A 16,003-nucleotide genomic window follows, 5' to 3' on the forward strand; every position below is an offset into this window, starting at 1 on the left:
GCTGGCTCAGGCTGCGTGTTGTATCAATCGACCAGTTGCGGTTTGCCGACATGAACGGATGAATACGCTTCGTGCTTGTCCCGGCGCATAATGCCGAAATTAATCAGGAATAGCCCCACCATAAACGGCACTTCGTACAACTCTTCAATAAGATCGCCGTAATGGGCGTTGTGTAAAAACAGAGGGCCCAGCAGGCGGTGGTGTTCCACCGTATCTGAGATCAAAAACGTACACACCGTAATCACCAGCAGCCACAGCGGCAGTGGTTCCTCACGGAAGCGACGCACCATTTCCCGACGCAGCGGTTTCGAGATCAGTACCGGCAAGATAATCATGGCGATAAGCACAACAGAGATGGCTCTGAATACCAGTTTCGGGTGCTCAGGGAAGTAGTCCCGACCCCAGCTAGTGCTTCTGCCCAACAGTACCAGCCACCACACCACGGCCCACAGCCAAAATTGTTTCTTACCTTCAGAGCACGATAAAGGTCGTATGTAGCAGAAGGTGAACACCGCTCCGAACAGCAGCCAGAGCGCTTGCCCATTTTCGATACACCTGACAACGAGACCATCTAACAAAGGTAAATGCCAGTTTGCGGTAAACGGGATAGCAACAGCGAGCAGCCCAAGCAGGAGTGTGGGTAACGTGAGTTGGGTATTAAATTTCATAAGCGCGATATTCTTAGAGTAACTGATTTGCGATCATAACCCCAGTGAATGGTTGGCTATTAGCAATGAATGCGATGTTCTTAAGGATTTCTTAAGAAATCTTTTTCCGGACTATGTGCAACACATAACATAGATGTTCAGCTAATAAAAAAACCGCAACACGCTGTCATTTCGCACTGCGGTTTTTTAAAAAATCATAGAGTAATAGTGTGTCTGGCGTTACCAGCCGCAGACTTCGTGCTCGTTTTCAGTATCATACGAACGTACGGTATTCACCAGATCTTTGACCACTTCGGCTGCCACGTCGGGCACCAACAGTGTCATTGGTGCTTCTGTTTCATAATCAACAGAAACACCATTGCTGTTATTGGTCACGGTGACGGTATAGGTTGCTTTACCCATGATTTACTCCTTGCCGGTACGCACGACTTTTCGCTGATTAGCACTCTCCATCAGGACTTCAGGCGCAACGAAAAAATCGATATTAAAGTAGGTATCGTCGGTCATCACTTCGATGTTATGCCATTTTTCCGGTGGAAAAACGCCAAACTGACCGGCTTCAATAATCATCACCTCTACGGGCTCCGGGCTGTGCTCATCTGCGAATCCGAGATATTTGACCGCCCCCTGCATAACCGAAAGTCGAGGATAAACCCCAGCTCGGGTTCCTTTATCAAGGTGGCGTTCGAAAATTCCGGCAGGCGCAGTTTCTTTGTTCCAGAACGGAGTTGAGCGTGTATGAATGTGGTTCTGTGGAATTTGAAGCATCTTTCTTCCCTTTTCCAGTCGACAACCAGCGAGCCTTATTGAATCGCTGCTGTGAACAGGGTACTCTTCAAAATATACATTTAAAATACCATTTATTGGTTAGTATTCTTATTGATGAGCAATGAAATGAATGGGGTAACACGGAAAGCCCGCCGCTATAAGCGGGCCAGTGGTGTTACGACTGAAGCGTTGCCAGACGAGCAGCAAAACCCACAAAAATTAAGCCAATAAGGGAATTGCCCACCTTTGCCAGCTTCTTCTTGGTGCGAATATACTGTGTGACAAAAGCACCTGAGAAAATAAGGAAACTCAGGTAGAAAAAACTCACCACTTCAAGCGTAATAGCCAAAATAAAGAAAGACAGCCCTGAGTGTGACGCATTGACGTCAATAAACTGGACGAAAAATGACACATAAAACAAGATGGCTTTTGGATTGGTCAGGCTCAAAATTAACGCGCGTTTAAAAATAGCGCCAAAAGGCGTTTCTTCAGTCGCGGTATCCGTGGCCTTCGATTTTAACGTGGCATACAGGATCTTCGCACCGAGATACAGCAGATAAAACGCCCCCAGATAACGTACGATATTAAACAAAACGGGCGTTGTTTTGATCAATGCCGCCACGCCGGCGTAGGCCAAAAACATCAGCACGGCATCTCCAATAAACACCCCGCATGCTGCAAGGTAGCCGCCTTTCACCCCTCGCCCTACGCTGTTCTTCAGCACAAATATCGTATTGGGCCCCGGTACCAGCACAATAAAAATAGCCCCCACCAGATACGTCCAGTAATTCAGAACTCCATACTCTGCGAACACGTTAACCTCTTCCTGATAAAACACATACACTTGCTGCGAGACAATATGCTAACGAATGCATAGGGTGATGGAAAGAAAAGCTTAAGAATATCGCACTCTGTTGCAGAACATTTCCCGTTCCAGATTTGCAACGATGAAACTCATTTTTGCAACTACCCAATCCCCCTGATAGCCACTACTGTTTATCAATAGGTTTAGCCCTCAATGCCCCCTCCCATCACCTGGAGAAAGAAAAATGACTATTGCTTATAAACGTGTGGATAAAGATCAGGCTGCCGTACTGTTGGTCGATCACCAGGCGGGTTTGCTGTCGCTGGTCCGTGACATTGATCCCGACAAATTTAAAAACAACGTGCTGGCGCTGGCGGATCTGGCGAAGTACTTCAAATTACCCACCATTCTGACCACCAGCTTTGAAACCGGTCCTAATGGCCCGCTGGTACCTGAGCTGAAAGCACTGTTTCCTGACGCACCTTACATCGCACGTCCGGGGCAGATTAACGCCTGGGACAACGACGATTTTGTCAACGCGATTAAGGCGACGGGTAAAAAACAGCTGATCATCGCCGGGGTCGTTACCGAAGTGTGCGTCGCCTTCCCTGCGCTATCGGCCATTGAGGCTGGGTTCGACGTATTCGTGGTCACAGATGCTTCCGGTACCTTTAACCCACTGACCCGCGACTCTGCATGGAACCGTATGTCATCTGCCGGCGTACAGTTGATGACCTGGTTCGGTCTGGCTTGTGAATTACACCGCGATTGGCGTAATGACGTTGAAGGGTTGGGCACGCTGTTCTCCAACCATATTCCTGACTACCGTAACCTGATGACCAGCTATAACACGCTGGCTTCCGGAAAATAATTTCTGCTTTTTATCAACCCGCCGTTATCGGCGGGTTTAAATACAGTCGAATGGGAATTAATGATGCAGCATCTCGTCAATCACCGCTTCTGCTTTAAGCTGATACGGATAATAGGTTGGCCAGTTGTCCATCTCTTCAAGCAGCGCTGCCTGTGAGGTATTTCCCATAAAGATGTGATAGTGGCTCGATTTGCGTGGCGCGATAATATGATCGCTAAATTGAACGTATTTCGGCGCCTGACTATTTGCCTCTTTGCACTCAAACAGATACCGCACGCCTTTCTTACCTGACGTATAGGTCAATATTTTGTATCCAGCGTAGTCGTATTTACACGACGTAACCTTATCACCCGTATGAAACTCCATCACACCGTTCTCGATGCCGATAGTGTCCACGTTAGTGGCATAGCCTTTGCGGTAATAGGCTTTAATCTCCTCCGCCGTTTTACTTTTATCCTTATCGGCCTTCTGCTTGAATACTGGATCCAGTTCACCGCTCTGCAGATAAGGGTAGACAGATTGCCACATTCCATCCCAGTCGGTCAGCGCCCTGTCCTTCACATTGCTATTATCAAAAACGCCCTCTGACGCTTTTTGCTCTATTTCGGTCATCGGCGCCCCATGGGAGTGGTGTCCATGCGCCAGCACCTGACCACTGGCTAACAGCATCCCCAAAACAACCGCCAGTTTTTCCAAACGAATAGCCAAAATTTCACCCTCAATATGGTTGCGAGTGAGTTGTTATAATATAACATATCAATTTAATCAACGAGGTTATGCAAAATTCAATCGCATCGATAAGTCGGCCACACTGAGAAAGTACGACTACGGCCAGGGCAACATTCGCGAACAAATCTGATCAAGCAATGCCTGCTGATGACTAATGATGAGCATACCTAACGGACGACGCTGGCACTCTTCGAGAAGCAGCGTCCATATATCTCGTTGAATAGAAGGGTCAAGTTGGGCGGTAATTTCATCGGCGATGAGAAAGCGCGTGCGCGGATCGAGCGCGCGGAGTAACGCAATACGTGCCAGTTCACCACCGGAAAGCTGCCCTGGTCGGCGGGTTAACCATTCCGGGTTGATGTGTAATCGGGCGAGCGTTGTGGCATCCGGTTGCCAGGCATCCCGCACCGCATCACCGGTACTTCGCCAGGGATTGAACGTCAGTTCCGGATGTTGCGGCACCAGCTGTACCGGGCAATATTGCCCGACAGGTAACGGTTTATCGTCCACTAAAATGTCACCGGAGGTTGGTTTTTGCCAGCCAGCAAGCACGCGCCCCAACGTGGTTTTCCCGGTTCCACTGGGCGCGCAAATCCCCATGCGTTCCCCGACAGCCAGCGAGAACGTCAGATTTTGCCACAGCACCTTATCACCCTGGCAAATAACAACTTCACGACAGCACAGCATTCAACTCTCCAAAAAGTTGATTTCTTTCTGGTAACGCCCGCCATTGCCGTTGCAAATGTTCGCTGACATCGCCACGTAACAGCTGTTCCCGACTTACGTTATCTGATACCCGCCCCTGATGCAGGGCAACAATCCGGTCCGCATGGCGTGCAGCCAGCGTGAGATCGTGCGTCACCCATAGAACGCCACGGCCCTGATCGCAAAGACCACGCAAATGCCCCAGCAACTGATTAGCTAAAGGCGCATCGAGCCAGGCAGTAATTTCGTCAGCAAGGATATACTGCGCCTGACTAAGCGACGCATGGCACGCCAGAACACGTTTGGCCATCCCACCGGAAAGTTGGCGCGGGAAAGCACCTAATACGCTGGCATCCAGTTGGCTACGCTGGAGCAGCTGTATAATCTCCCCCGCGTCCCAGGGATGACCGGAGAGCTGACTCGCTCTTTTCAAATGCTTTTCAATCGTCAGCAGTGGATTAAGCGCCTGAACCCCTTGTGGTACGTAACTAAAAGTATTGCCGCGACATGCACGGATGTCATTACGGTCCAACGTTTTTCCATCGAGGGTTATCGCGCCCTGAACGCGCAGATTGTCTGGTAACAGGTCAAGCAGACACTGCAACAGCAGACTCTTACCTTCCCCGCTGCCGCCGACTAATGCCACCATCTGACCGGGGGCAATATCAAAAGAAATATCCTGGAGTAGCGATGACCATTTCCTCGCGCCGTACCAGCGATAGCGCGCCACGTCCAGCGAGACCTGCTGTAAACTCAACATGCGTCACCTCTTAACCACAAACGATGTACTGCCCGGGCAAACTGATCAAATAACATCACCAGGCTGAACAACATTACCCCCGGAAACAGCACCAGCCACCAGTTGCCGTGGCTGATAAAACGCAGCGCATCCGCCAGCAATAGCCCGAGCGACGGTTCATGCGGCGCCAACCCAAATCCAAGAAAACTTAACGCCGCGCTGTGTAACACCGCGTGCGGGAACATCAACAGCGTCCCGGTCAGCCATTGCGGCAATAGCGCAGGTAAATAGTGATGACGCCAGCAGTAAAAATGACCGTGTCCCAGTCGCCGTGTCAGCATCAGGTAGTCACTGTGTACGACGCGTTCCGCCTCCGCGCGCAAGATCAAGGCCAAACGCGGCCAGTGGGTCAACGCAACCGCCAGCACCACCCCACTTTTACCGCCGCCGAGGGTAAAACAGATCAAAATCAGTAGCAGCAGATGCGGCATCGACAACATCGCGTCGGTGACCAACCTCATCAGAACATCCATGCGCGGATGCAAACGCGAAACCGCCGCCATCAATAAGGCAATTACCCCGCTACACACCGCCGCGCCAATGCCAATTTGCAGACTGGTTAACGCCCCCTGAAAGCAACGCACCCATAAATCACGCCCGAGGTTGTCAGTGCCAAACCAGTGCAGCGCATCCGGCGGCAAATGGCGGGCCAGCAGATTGACGCTCAGTGCGCTATCCAGCGTAGCGTTGCCGTAAATGGCGATGAAGAGTAAAGCCCCCGCAGACAGCAGAAGGCGAATCAACGTTGGGGTCGGATTATAGAGCATCGGGACGCTCCACCGCGCGATTTAGCACATGGACTAACCAGGAAGAGAGCGAGTTACCGATGAACACCAGAACGGTGCTGAACAAGACAATCCCCATCAGCAGCGGCACATCGCCGCGTAATCCGGCATCAATGGTGGCCTGCCCCAGTCCGGGATACGCAAAAACCTTTTCTGCCAGCAATGCCCCGCCAAACAGTTCGCCGAGTGAAGCAAACTGCAGGCACAGCGCCGGAGTAACGGCGTGACGCAGAACCTGGTGGCGCAGCAGCGACCATCCCTTGTCTCCCTGCGAGCGAGCAAAACGAATGAAGTCACTTTTCATCACGCTGGCAATGCTTTGTCGGGTATGAAGAGTGATTTGCCCTAACCCCAATAAACTGAGGGCACATACCGGGAGAACCAAATGGCGCAGACGCTCAGTAAAAGTGGCCATATCGCCACTGTTGCCTGGCTCCCACGCGCAGCAGACCGGGAGCAGCGGCCAGCGCACCGCAAATACGGCCAACAACAACATACCTATCCAGAAGGTCGGCAATGATGAGAGCAGATAGCTGAGGCGGCAGATCATTTTATCCGGCCAGCGGTTCAGGAAGCGCCCGGCAACGAACCCCATTGCTGTACCCAGTAACCCCGACATCAACCATGCGCCACAGAGCAGAGCAAACGAGGTGGCAAAACGTTCTTTGATCACGCTGGCGACCGGGGCATTAAACAGCATCGAATACCCGAGATCGCCCTGTAAGATGCGTGCAAACCAGTGCCCGAAACGCTCCCACAGCGGCTGATCCAGCCCCCAGCGTGCAGCGATACGCGCATACTGTTCAGGCGGAACATGCAGGAGATCATTACCAATATAGGCGCGAATCGGATCGACCGGCGAGAAGCTGAGCAAGATGAAGGTGCCAGCAGCGACCAGCACCAACAATACGATCAGCCGCAGAAAATGTCCCACAACAGACTTCATCAGCGGCAGGTCCAGGTCCATTCATCAAGATTGTTGAGCAGAGACCAGCTGCCGTGAATTTCCGGCGCGCCTTTACCCAGGTCAATGCACGGATTAGCCAGATAAGTGTGCTGGATATTCAGCAACCATGCCCACGCGGCGTCACCCTGAACGCCTGCGCCCTGCTTGCCATCCCACTCCACCTGTTGCCAGAAAGGCACCGCTTTTTGCCAGTCCGGTGCATCAATGGCCTGTTTCAGATGCTGTTCAACCACAGAATTGCTGTAATAGCCGGGGTTGTAATACTCAATGCCCGCGGCCTGCCCGCTATAGTGATGGAAAAGCTCCATCGGATCTAAACTCCCCCAGCCAAACAGCGTGGGATTTGAATGCATGTGGCGCTCAACGGTTTCCCAGCTTCCGGATTGCAGAGACACCGCAATGCCTACGGGTTCGAGCATGGCACGCACCGCTTCGGCTAAATCGCGACGCGTACTGTCACCGCTCGCATACCATAAGGTCAGACGGGCTTCTTTGCCGCCTTTTACACGCACACCATCCGGGCCAACTTTCCAGCCAGCCTGTTCCAGAAGCGCGCGCGCTTTGTCACTGTCGCCATCTTTAAACGCAACCGACGGTCCCTGCCACGGTAGCCCCTGCACCGCGCTGTACGCCGGGATAGCGTGGCCTTCCATAACCTGTTCAGCTAGCTGCTTACGATCGATAGCGTAGTTGATGGCCCGTCTGATGGCGACGTCGGCGGTAATATCGTTACCGATCGGATAGCCGTTAGCATCTTTTTTACCCGCCGGTACCATCGGGAACACGATCCCCCGGTTCTCTACACTGTTGCGAACCCACAGTTTCAAATTGTCTTGCTGAGGTGCAACGGCCATTGATGGCGCAATACGCACCAGCCCCAGTTGACCACTGCGTGCGGCCGCGTAAGCGTTATCTTCGTCGAGGAAGACAAACACCAGCCGGTTAAAATCATTTTTCTTACCGGCATACCAGGGATTCGCTTCGACAATCAATTGTTGACCCGGCTGAAAACTCACCAGCCGATAAGGGCCTGCGCCAATTGGATTTCTGGCAAACGTTTTTTCATCGTATTTTTTTGCCGGAACAATGCCTAACGAGCCCAGCACATTCACAAACGTACTCTGCGGACTGCGCAGCGTCATTTCTACCGTACGATTGTCTTTCAGGCGGGCATGGGTGAAGTTCCCCATGTCAATTTTCCCACCGCTTGTCGCAGCTTTGTTGAAGGTAAATACTACATCTTCGGCCGTGAGCGGGGAGCCATCAGAGAATTTAAGATCGGGTTTTAAGGTTAACGTCCAGGTTTTACCGTCAGCGCTGGTCTCCACCTTTTCCGTCAGCAGGTTTCCCCAGCTCATATCAGCATTTTGTTTTAACAAAGGCGCATGCAGGAGCAGATAGCTGCCGTGACTCCAGCCCAGCATCGGGTCGAATCCCTCCGTGGGTTCTGGTCCAATTGCCAGTTTCAATGTTTGCCCTTCCGCCGCCTGTTGTGCAGCGAAAAGGGAGGATGAAAATGCGAGGGTCAGTGCACACGTCAGCCGTGCCAGCTTGCCGTTAATCATTACCTTATCCCGTTTCTACGTTATTTTTGTACCGCACAACAGCACGTACCCATTGTGAGGTCTCCTGGGGAAGGGATTATGGCGGACCGCTTAGGCTAAAAAAATGATACAGCGCAGAAAAGTATGACGAATTTAAAAAAACATCATACGGCACTCAACTTCTCAGTTAGTGGTATGCATTGATTCACTGTCAGTGATTTTTATCCTCTTCTTCTATTTATTCAGCTTTATATTAAATGAAAACTAATAGTTACCGTGAAAACGGTATACACATTTTGTCGCTATTCCTTATCTAAAATTAATGACAATTTATGTATGTTTATTCAAGAAATATACCGAGAGTGACAAGTTATGTAAATTTGTAATGATAATTATTTGTATTATCATTTTCATCAATTATCTTACTGCCTTTGAATTTTTAACAAAGGAAGTTTGACTATGCGTTTAAAACCTGTTGCCTCTGTCGTTCTGTCCTGTCTTGGATTCAGCTGTACTTATGCATTCGCCGATGACGTCATGGTCGTGACCGCGTCGGGTTACGAAAAAAAGATCACCAACGCTGCTGCCAGCGTGTCGGTTATTTCTCAACAAGAATTACAAACCAATAAATATAATGACTTAGGTGAAGCCCTGCGCTCCGTTGAAGGGGTGGATGTTGAAAGTAGCACCGGTAAAACCGGCGGTCTGGAAGTCAGCATTCGCGGTATGCCCGCCAGCTATACCCTGATACTGATTGACGGTATTCGTCAAAATGGCAGCAGTGACGTGACGCCCAACGGCTTCTCTGCCATGAATACCAGTTTTATGCCTCCGCTGGCAGCCATCGATCATATTGAAGTGATCCGCGGTCCCATGTCGACGCTGTACGGTTCAGATGCTATCGGCGGTGTCGTTAACATCATTACCAAGAGAAGTACGGACAAATGGAGCACGTCCATTAATACCGGCGTTAACCTGCAAGAAAGCAATAAATGGGGTAACAGCACGGTCGCCAACTTCTGGACAAGTGGCCCGCTAATTGCTGGCGTGCTGGACATGCAGGTACGCGGCAGCACGACACAACGACAAGGCTCCAGCGTCACCTCTCTGAGCGATACCGCATCAACGCGCGTGCCTTACCCTACAGAATCGGAAAACTACAACATCGGTACCCGTCTGGACTGGAAAACCGGCGCAAATAATACGTTGTGGCTGGATCTCGACTCCGCCAGACAGCGCTACGACAATGATGACGGGCAGTTGGGTAATCTCACCGGCGGATACGATAAAACCCTGCGCTATGAACGTAATAAGTTCACGTTAGGTCACGATACCGCATTAACATTTGGCACCTGGAAGTCATCTGTGGGCTGGAATGAAACTGAGAACAAAGGCCGCCAACTGGTCTCATCCGCACTCACGCCGGAAAACGCTGGCCGGGCCGGTGACGCTCGTGAATTGAAGAATACCAACGTCATCCTTGACTCGGTGCTGCTGACGCCATTGGGCGATTCGCATCTACTTACTCTCGGCGGAGAATACTGGGATGCCCGCATGAAAGACGGGGTGGTGCTGGCCAATACCGGTGAGACATTCCACCAGAAAACCTGGGCAACCTACGCGGAAGATGAATGGCATATTCTCGACTCGCTGGCATTAACCGCAGGCACGCGTTATGAGCATAACGATGTCTTTGGCGGACACCTTAGCCCACGAGCTTACATGGTGTGGGACGTATCGGAAGAATGGACCCTGAAAGGCGGTGTCACCACCGGATACAAAGCCCCGTCACTCAGCCAACTGCACAACGGCATCAGCGGTGTGACCGCTCAGGGAACCGTCAATACGGTCGGCAACCCCGACCTTAAGCCCGAAGAGAGCACCAGCTATGAAACCGGGTTGTACTATGAGAACGACGCGGGTCTGAACGCCAACGTTACTGGCTTCTACACCGAATACAAAAATAAAATTGTCTCGTATTCCATCGATGACAATACCAACAGCTATACCAACAGCGGCAAGGCGAGAACAGACGGCGTTGAATTCGCCAGCACCTTCCCGCTGTGGTCTGACGTGCTGAGCTTATCTCTCAACTACACCTATACACAAAGCAAACAAAAAGATGGCGAAAACAAAGGCGCACCGCTGAGCTATACCCCCAAACACATGGCTAACGCCCGTTTGAACTGGCAGGCTACTGAGGATATGAATGCATGGTTAAGCGCACGCTATCGCGGTAAAGCCCCGCGCTTTACCGAAAATTACGACAACCTCAGCGCAGTCCAAAAAGCTGTATACGACGATAAAGGGGCCAATTTAAAAGCCTGGACAGTTCTCGATATGGGTATGTCCTATAAACTGACCAAAGAACTGACGCTGAATACGGCGGTAAATAATATACTGGATAAAGACTTTAGCGACGTCACACTGTATCAGGTTGGCCGCAGCAGCACCTACGCGGGCGACTATTTCCAGACCGCACAATCCACGACTGGCTACGTCAATCCGGGTCGTAACTACTGGGTATCGTTAAACTACCAGTTCTAATTATCACGCGTATGTTGACCAGGTTAGAACCAGCAACCCGGTTCGTTATGTAAGGGTTATTTGACTAGTCCTATATAAGTTGACTGTTTTCTGTCTGTAAAATGCCTGATGAACATTATCGGGCGTTTTATATTTCAGGGCCAGATGCGGCTGCTCTGGTTATAAATTGCCACAGATTCTTTTACCATTTCCCTGGCTTGCGCCAGGTCTGCAGGACACGAGAACTCGCGGGCGGCCGCAGCGACAGCAATACGCTCTGCCAGTTTAAGGGCTTTCTGACGGAATTCAGGCGAGTGCTGTTTGCGGATCTTTTTGATGGTTGATACTGGTTTTGCCATGTGAGTCACCTCTGGTTGAGAGTTACTCACATAATCTCGTGTCCACTATTACTGGGTAAGATCAATATGCCCATACGCACAGCGAACAGAAAAGTGGTGAATATGAGGGCTATCTTTGAGTAATTTCCCATCCAGTATGGCTAACTTTTTGATGTCCGGGAGCATTGTCAATGATTTGGAATTGTGGACTAAAGCAAGTTGCCGTAGAAATTAACTAGATATAGGAAAATCCACAGCAACTGAGGCCTATGCTTTGTAGAGTTGAGTGCTCGCTATTATCTCAATAAGAGCTTTACGCGAATGGCTGATTATATAACATTATTCAATGTGAATCTCATCTATACTACAGCCTATAAGCAGACCTCAATGATTGACAGTCGTCGCTATAATGTCGGCATCTGCACATCATACTATCGGGGCTTTCTGGCCCTGTTATCCCATCCCAGCACGCTGATCATCAGTTGTATAAAAGTTGTTTGCGCCCTGTACTTACCTAACTTACACGGTAATAAACGACGCCTTACTTACCTGAGCCGGTATGCCTCCATAATCTCTTTGGGGGGTTACCGAGCATACAGAATCTGAATGCTGCCACGCAACACCCGTTCTTGTAAAACACATATTAACCTTTCCGGCTTAGGCAGTAACTGATACAATGTAAAAAATAGAATCATCTAGAAACATTAAATTTCTATAATTTAAATACCTAGTGAGCAAGTATAAAGTATACGGATTGAAAAATATGAATTCATCGATCACTATAGTTACGGCTTTTTTTGATATTGGGAGAGGAACCTGGACAAGCAGCAAAGGTTACTCCCCTCATTTAGAGAGAACCGCTGAAACTTATATTGATTACTTTAAAAACCTATCCACTCTGGATAATGAAATGATCATTTTCACATCCAGTGAACTTAAACCTAAAATTGAAGAGATAAGAGCAGAAAAAAAAACAACTGTCATTGTCTTTGACATTCAAAATAAATTTAAAAACATCAAAGATAGAATTAAAAAAATCCAACATGATGATGATTTTAGAGACAAACTCGAAAAACGTCAGCTAATTAACCCTGAATACTGGTCTGCAGACTATGTACTTGTTTGTAATCTAAAAGCCTACTTTATAAAAAAAGCCTTAGAACTGAATCTTGTTAGCAATGAAATGATTGCCTGGATTGATTTCGGTTATTGCCGTACCCCAGAGGTTACTCGAGGTTTATCGCACTGGGATTATCCATTTAATAAAAACAAAGTAAACTTTTTTACAATTAAACGAGGTCTTAATCCGAAAACGATTGACGATGTTTTTGAGCATATGATCAATAATCGCTCATTTATCATTGGCGGGGCCATTGTTGCGACTCAAGCAAAATGGCAAGAATTCTATAAATTAGTCCGTTACTGCCAAATAAAAACACTACAAAATAATATTGTAGATGATGATCAAGGTATTTTCATAATGTGCTACTACTTAAATCCGCAGTTAGTACAACTAAACCACCTTGGAAAAAACAGATGGTTCTATCTATTTAAAATGTATGGAAAAAAAGATTTACAGACCTTCATGCTAAGATTTAAGATCTTGCTCCGCGGCAAATAGCATTCCTATTTAATCCGACACAATGATATAATTTTATTCATTATTGTGTCGGATTAAAGAATTATATCCTTTTGATTGCGTTCAGGTAATACTCTGATTGAGATTGCTGAATATATTGACTAGCACGCCTATCACTATGCAACTTTACAACTAATTTATGCTATAGAATCAACTTACCTAGCGTCTCGTTTTCCACTCGATCTACCGGGCATGATTAAAGCTCAAAACCTGACTTTTGACTTAACTCTTGTTCAAATGCGTTTTTTAGAACTGCTGTAACCCCATAAAAATCTTGTAATTTCTCTGTATCATTAAAGCATGTCTGTGCCGTACCATTCGATAAAGCGGTAACGGCATCGCTTATGTTTTCAGATAATAAATTAAAATAGACCCCTCTATCTTTTGGGTTTTTAGGGTTAAATTTCCCATTAACCAACTGCCAATATCTGAATAAATATTGGGTTACGCATAATGGTGCTCTAAATTTTTCACATGAAGTATTTTTTAATAATGTATCTTCATGCTCCCATAATTCTTCGAAAGTACTTTTCAAAAATGGTTGTGGAAGATGACGACTATAAAACCCCTCAAATAAACGTTCTTTCCTATTTAAGAAATTTTTTATTATACGTCTACCATAGCACAAACTGTAGTATTTGTTTTTATTTTCTCGAACCACCTTTTTTTTGTTGAAGTAACTATTAATAACACTCAAATTTAAAAAATCGGATGAAGACATGACTATATCATCTATGCTGTTCGGTAAGTTCTTTTTTATAATAAGAAAATCATTAGGATAGTTATTTTCAAAATAAAATCCCTCATCTAATGGTGATGTGATGAACATATCATCATTAAATAAAACAAATTTCTCACTAAGATCCTTTATTCTATGCAGATTTAACTCTATAGCATTAGAATTAAATGTTGGTAAATATTCTTCGGGAATAAAGTCACTGTGGTAAACAATATTCAATTTCTCGTGCCTAGTATCCAACCATGACGGAATTTGTCCACAAGTGACCAGATGGATTTTTCTAACCCACGGCGCATAATTTTCCACGCATCTGAACCAATAGTTAAATATGCCCATATCTCTGAATCGCGACGGATGGGTGGTACTTGTACAGTCATTGGCCTCCCCTTTATACTGGGCAAAACTAGCCTGCCAGGTTGGGTCAAGAGAGTCAACCCATAAGACAACGAAATCAATATCACTCATTATATTATCCTGAAAATTATTTTTCAGGATAATAACGAAACTTAAAATTTTTTTTTGAACTAATCGAGGCATAAAGACAAACATCTTAATTTCATTGGTTCTGATTCATAAATTAAAAAAACAACACATTGCAGAATTTTTCAATATGATAATAATAGTAAGAAAATCCTCATACCACTTTCCATACTGAAACAGTAAAGAATGTAAGGTAAAGTCGATGGAAGTGAATGTATCAAACAGTGATAGAGTCAAAAAAGAAAAAGATCAATTGAGTCGTCTGATTGAATAAATATTTGAAGAGTCTTACGATTAGTTAGTTAAAGATTTAATATATCATCTGTTAAGTTAAACATGCAGAATCTTCGACAACTGATAGCTATTCAGTATTCTCATATTCAAATAACCACCAGTTGGTCGCAACCATCAACGCTTATTGAGTAATGCGAACCTAGTTTCTACACTTTTAATTTTCAACCCATTCATTCCGCAAAATATAGCATATAGATACGATAGTTTGGGCATGTCAGTTGCTTTTTTCCTTGGAATCATAGCTTACACATATAAAAACAACAAATTAACAATGGAAACATCAATAAAAATAATAACAGGTGTACTTTCTTTAACTCTATATCAGCCATATACTAATATTTTTATTGGTTTGCTTGCTATTGACTTCATCATCATTGCAGCAAAGCAACATATAACACTCAAAGAATCAATAGCATTCACAATCAAAAAAACGGCTTTATTTTCATAATGTTATTGCATTTACTATCTTTTCTTTTCCCCAAAACACAACGCTCGTGCAGAGTTAATTCACTTTAATAGAGATGGAATAGAACATCTCACTAGAACATTAATATCTTTAAAAAAATTAGTTTACTTTTTCTTTTGCCACCTTACTTATATTTACTTCATAATCCCAATAATAATTGGTTGTGTGTGTATGCTAGTTTCCTACCGTACACGTAAAAAATATAGTATCTTTCATTCTCTATGGTTCCTTCTCATTTTTTATATTCATTATTTCACTTATGAGGCCAACCATTTTACTTCAGGACGCACCTGTGCTACCTCGAACGTTAGTTTCATTTTCAGCCCTTATGGTTATAATTGCCATACCAATCATGTATTTCGCCCCTCGCCTAAAACATTTCGCATTGATTCCGGCTATAACTTCATTGGCGTTCAGTGCTCAATTAAGCAACGCTATGAATGTACAATATAAATATGACATTTTCGGCATAATTGCTAAAGATATTGCCGGTTATGAAAGCATCGCTACCATTGGAACCGTAGGAGGGTTGGACCTGAGCGAAAGAGCAAAATTATTGGCAGAAAACAAACCATTAATAAAACATTTCCTGTCCCCAGCAACTGAGTTTTTAGCATCTTACCAATTGATAAATAAAGGACTCTCACAAACAAAACATGGTTATGATAATGAGAACGAAAACAAAGATCAACTTAATAACATGACTAGCAAAGGTGCCAAACCTGTTTCATCTAATAAATATTATTCATTATTTGTTTCTGGTAATAACGCTATAGTGTTTTTAGGAAAATATAATAATTAATTATTGCAAGCCCTTAACATTGGACGCTAAGGGCATTATTTTTTGATATTTAGCATCGATTTCATATTTTCGACAATC

Annotated in this window: 16 protein-coding genes and 1 pseudogene; 5 read left to right on the top strand and 12 right to left on the bottom strand. The window is 46.2% G+C overall.

Annotated features, from left to right (window positions below):
* Positions 1–23 precede the first annotated feature (23 nt).
* The 4 genes from IMQ48_RS15400 to leuE all read right to left on the bottom strand — a co-directional run bounded on the left by IMQ48_RS15400 (position 24) and on the right by leuE (position 2,250).
* A complete protein-coding gene (locus tag IMQ48_RS15400) occupies positions 24–668 on the bottom strand; it encodes a hypothetical protein (RefSeq protein ID WP_196209737.1) in 645 nt (214 codons plus the stop codon).
* Between the two features lie 219 nt (positions 669–887).
* Entirely contained in the window at positions 888–1,070 is a 183-nt protein-coding gene (locus IMQ48_RS15405; protein ID WP_003832433.1) for a DUF1869 domain-containing protein, read from the bottom strand.
* Between the two features lie 3 nt (positions 1,071–1,073).
* Positions 1,074–1,436 carry a DUF1971 domain-containing protein YeaR gene (yeaR, locus tag IMQ48_RS15410; protein ID WP_196209738.1) on the bottom strand — a complete coding sequence of 121 codons (363 nt, stop codon included), beginning with the start codon at positions 1,434–1,436 and terminating at the stop codon, positions 1,074–1,076.
* Positions 1,437–1,611: 175 nt separating this feature from the next.
* Positions 1,612–2,250 (bottom strand): leucine efflux protein LeuE, encoded by a 639-nt coding sequence (leuE, locus tag IMQ48_RS15415; protein ID WP_196209739.1) that lies wholly within the window; start codon positions 2,248–2,250, stop codon positions 1,612–1,614.
* A 235-nt stretch (positions 2,251–2,485) separates the two neighbouring features.
* On the opposite strand from leuE, the gene ycaC reads away from it, so the two are divergent.
* Positions 2,486–3,112 carry an isochorismate family cysteine hydrolase YcaC gene (gene ycaC, locus IMQ48_RS15420; RefSeq protein ID WP_196209740.1) on the top strand — a complete coding sequence of 209 codons (627 nt, stop codon included), beginning with the start codon at positions 2,486–2,488 and terminating at the stop codon, positions 3,110–3,112.
* Between the two features lie 57 nt (positions 3,113–3,169).
* Here ycaC and zinT read toward each other — a convergent pair whose 3' ends face one another.
* The 6 genes from zinT to IMQ48_RS15450 form a co-directional block, all read right to left on the bottom strand.
* Positions 3,170–3,820 carry a metal-binding protein ZinT gene (zinT, locus tag IMQ48_RS15425; RefSeq protein WP_196209741.1) on the bottom strand — a complete coding sequence of 217 codons (651 nt, stop codon included), beginning with the start codon at positions 3,818–3,820 and terminating at the stop codon, positions 3,170–3,172.
* Between the two features lie 117 nt (positions 3,821–3,937).
* Entirely contained in the window at positions 3,938–4,528 is a 591-nt protein-coding gene (locus tag IMQ48_RS15430) for an ATP-binding cassette domain-containing protein (RefSeq protein ID WP_196209742.1), read from the bottom strand.
* Positions 4,512–5,306 (bottom strand): ATP-binding cassette domain-containing protein, encoded by a 795-nt coding sequence (locus tag IMQ48_RS15435; RefSeq protein ID WP_196209743.1) that lies wholly within the window; start codon positions 5,304–5,306, stop codon positions 4,512–4,514. The genes IMQ48_RS15430 and IMQ48_RS15435 overlap by 17 nt, the downstream gene beginning before the upstream one ends.
* Positions 5,300–6,112, bottom strand: coding sequence for an ABC transporter permease (locus IMQ48_RS15440; RefSeq protein ID WP_196209744.1), 813 nt, complete (start codon positions 6,110–6,112; stop codon positions 5,300–5,302). The genes IMQ48_RS15435 and IMQ48_RS15440 overlap by 7 nt, the downstream gene beginning before the upstream one ends.
* Complete coding sequence (locus IMQ48_RS15445) at positions 6,102–7,076, bottom strand: ABC transporter permease (RefSeq protein ID WP_196209745.1); 975 nt, start codon at positions 7,074–7,076, stop codon at positions 6,102–6,104. Before IMQ48_RS15445 ends, IMQ48_RS15440 begins: the two co-directional genes overlap by 11 nt.
* The gene (locus IMQ48_RS15450; protein ID WP_196209746.1) at positions 7,076–8,662 is read right to left on the bottom strand and encodes an ABC transporter substrate-binding protein; all 1,587 of its coding nucleotides are present in this window, start codon (positions 8,660–8,662) and stop codon (positions 7,076–7,078) included. Before IMQ48_RS15450 ends, IMQ48_RS15445 begins: the two co-directional genes overlap by 1 nt.
* 438 nt (positions 8,663–9,100) lie before the next feature.
* Between IMQ48_RS15450 and IMQ48_RS15455 the strand changes: the two genes are divergently transcribed.
* Complete coding sequence (locus tag IMQ48_RS15455) at positions 9,101–11,188, top strand: TonB-dependent receptor (protein WP_196209747.1); 2,088 nt, start codon at positions 9,101–9,103, stop codon at positions 11,186–11,188.
* 218 nt (positions 11,189–11,406) lie between these two features.
* Here IMQ48_RS15455 and IMQ48_RS15465 read toward each other — a convergent pair.
* Positions 11,407–11,526, bottom strand: a pseudogene (locus IMQ48_RS15465) (IS3 family transposase); the annotation flags it as partial.
* Positions 11,527–12,268: 742 nt separating this feature from the next.
* Here IMQ48_RS15465 and yibB point away from each other — a divergent pair.
* Positions 12,269–13,126 carry a protein YibB gene (gene yibB / locus IMQ48_RS15470; protein ID WP_196209748.1) on the top strand — a complete coding sequence of 286 codons (858 nt, stop codon included), beginning with the start codon at positions 12,269–12,271 and terminating at the stop codon, positions 13,124–13,126.
* A 214-nt stretch (positions 13,127–13,340) separates the two neighbouring features.
* Here the strand turns inward: yibB and IMQ48_RS15475 are convergent, their stop codons facing one another.
* Entirely contained in the window at positions 13,341–14,348 is a 1,008-nt protein-coding gene (locus IMQ48_RS15475; RefSeq protein ID WP_196209749.1) for a stealth family protein, read from the bottom strand.
* A gap of 433 nt (positions 14,349–14,781) precedes the next feature.
* Here IMQ48_RS15475 and IMQ48_RS23090 point away from each other — a divergent pair, with 433 nt between their 5' ends.
* Both IMQ48_RS23090 and IMQ48_RS23095 read left to right on the top strand, forming a co-directional pair.
* A complete protein-coding gene (locus tag IMQ48_RS23090; RefSeq protein ID WP_230326432.1) occupies positions 14,782–15,105 on the top strand; it encodes a glucosyltransferase domain-containing protein in 324 nt (107 codons plus the stop codon).
* Positions 15,106–15,415: 310 nt separating this feature from the next.
* Positions 15,416–15,925, top strand: coding sequence for a hypothetical protein (locus IMQ48_RS23095; RefSeq protein WP_230326433.1), 510 nt, complete (start codon positions 15,416–15,418; stop codon positions 15,923–15,925).
* Positions 15,926–16,003: the final 78 nt, after the last annotated feature.

It is taken from the genome of Citrobacter sp. Res13-Sevr-PEB04-36, assembly GCF_015672735.1.
In the GTDB taxonomy this organism is placed as follows: Bacteria; Pseudomonadota; Gammaproteobacteria; order Enterobacterales; family Enterobacteriaceae; genus Citrobacter.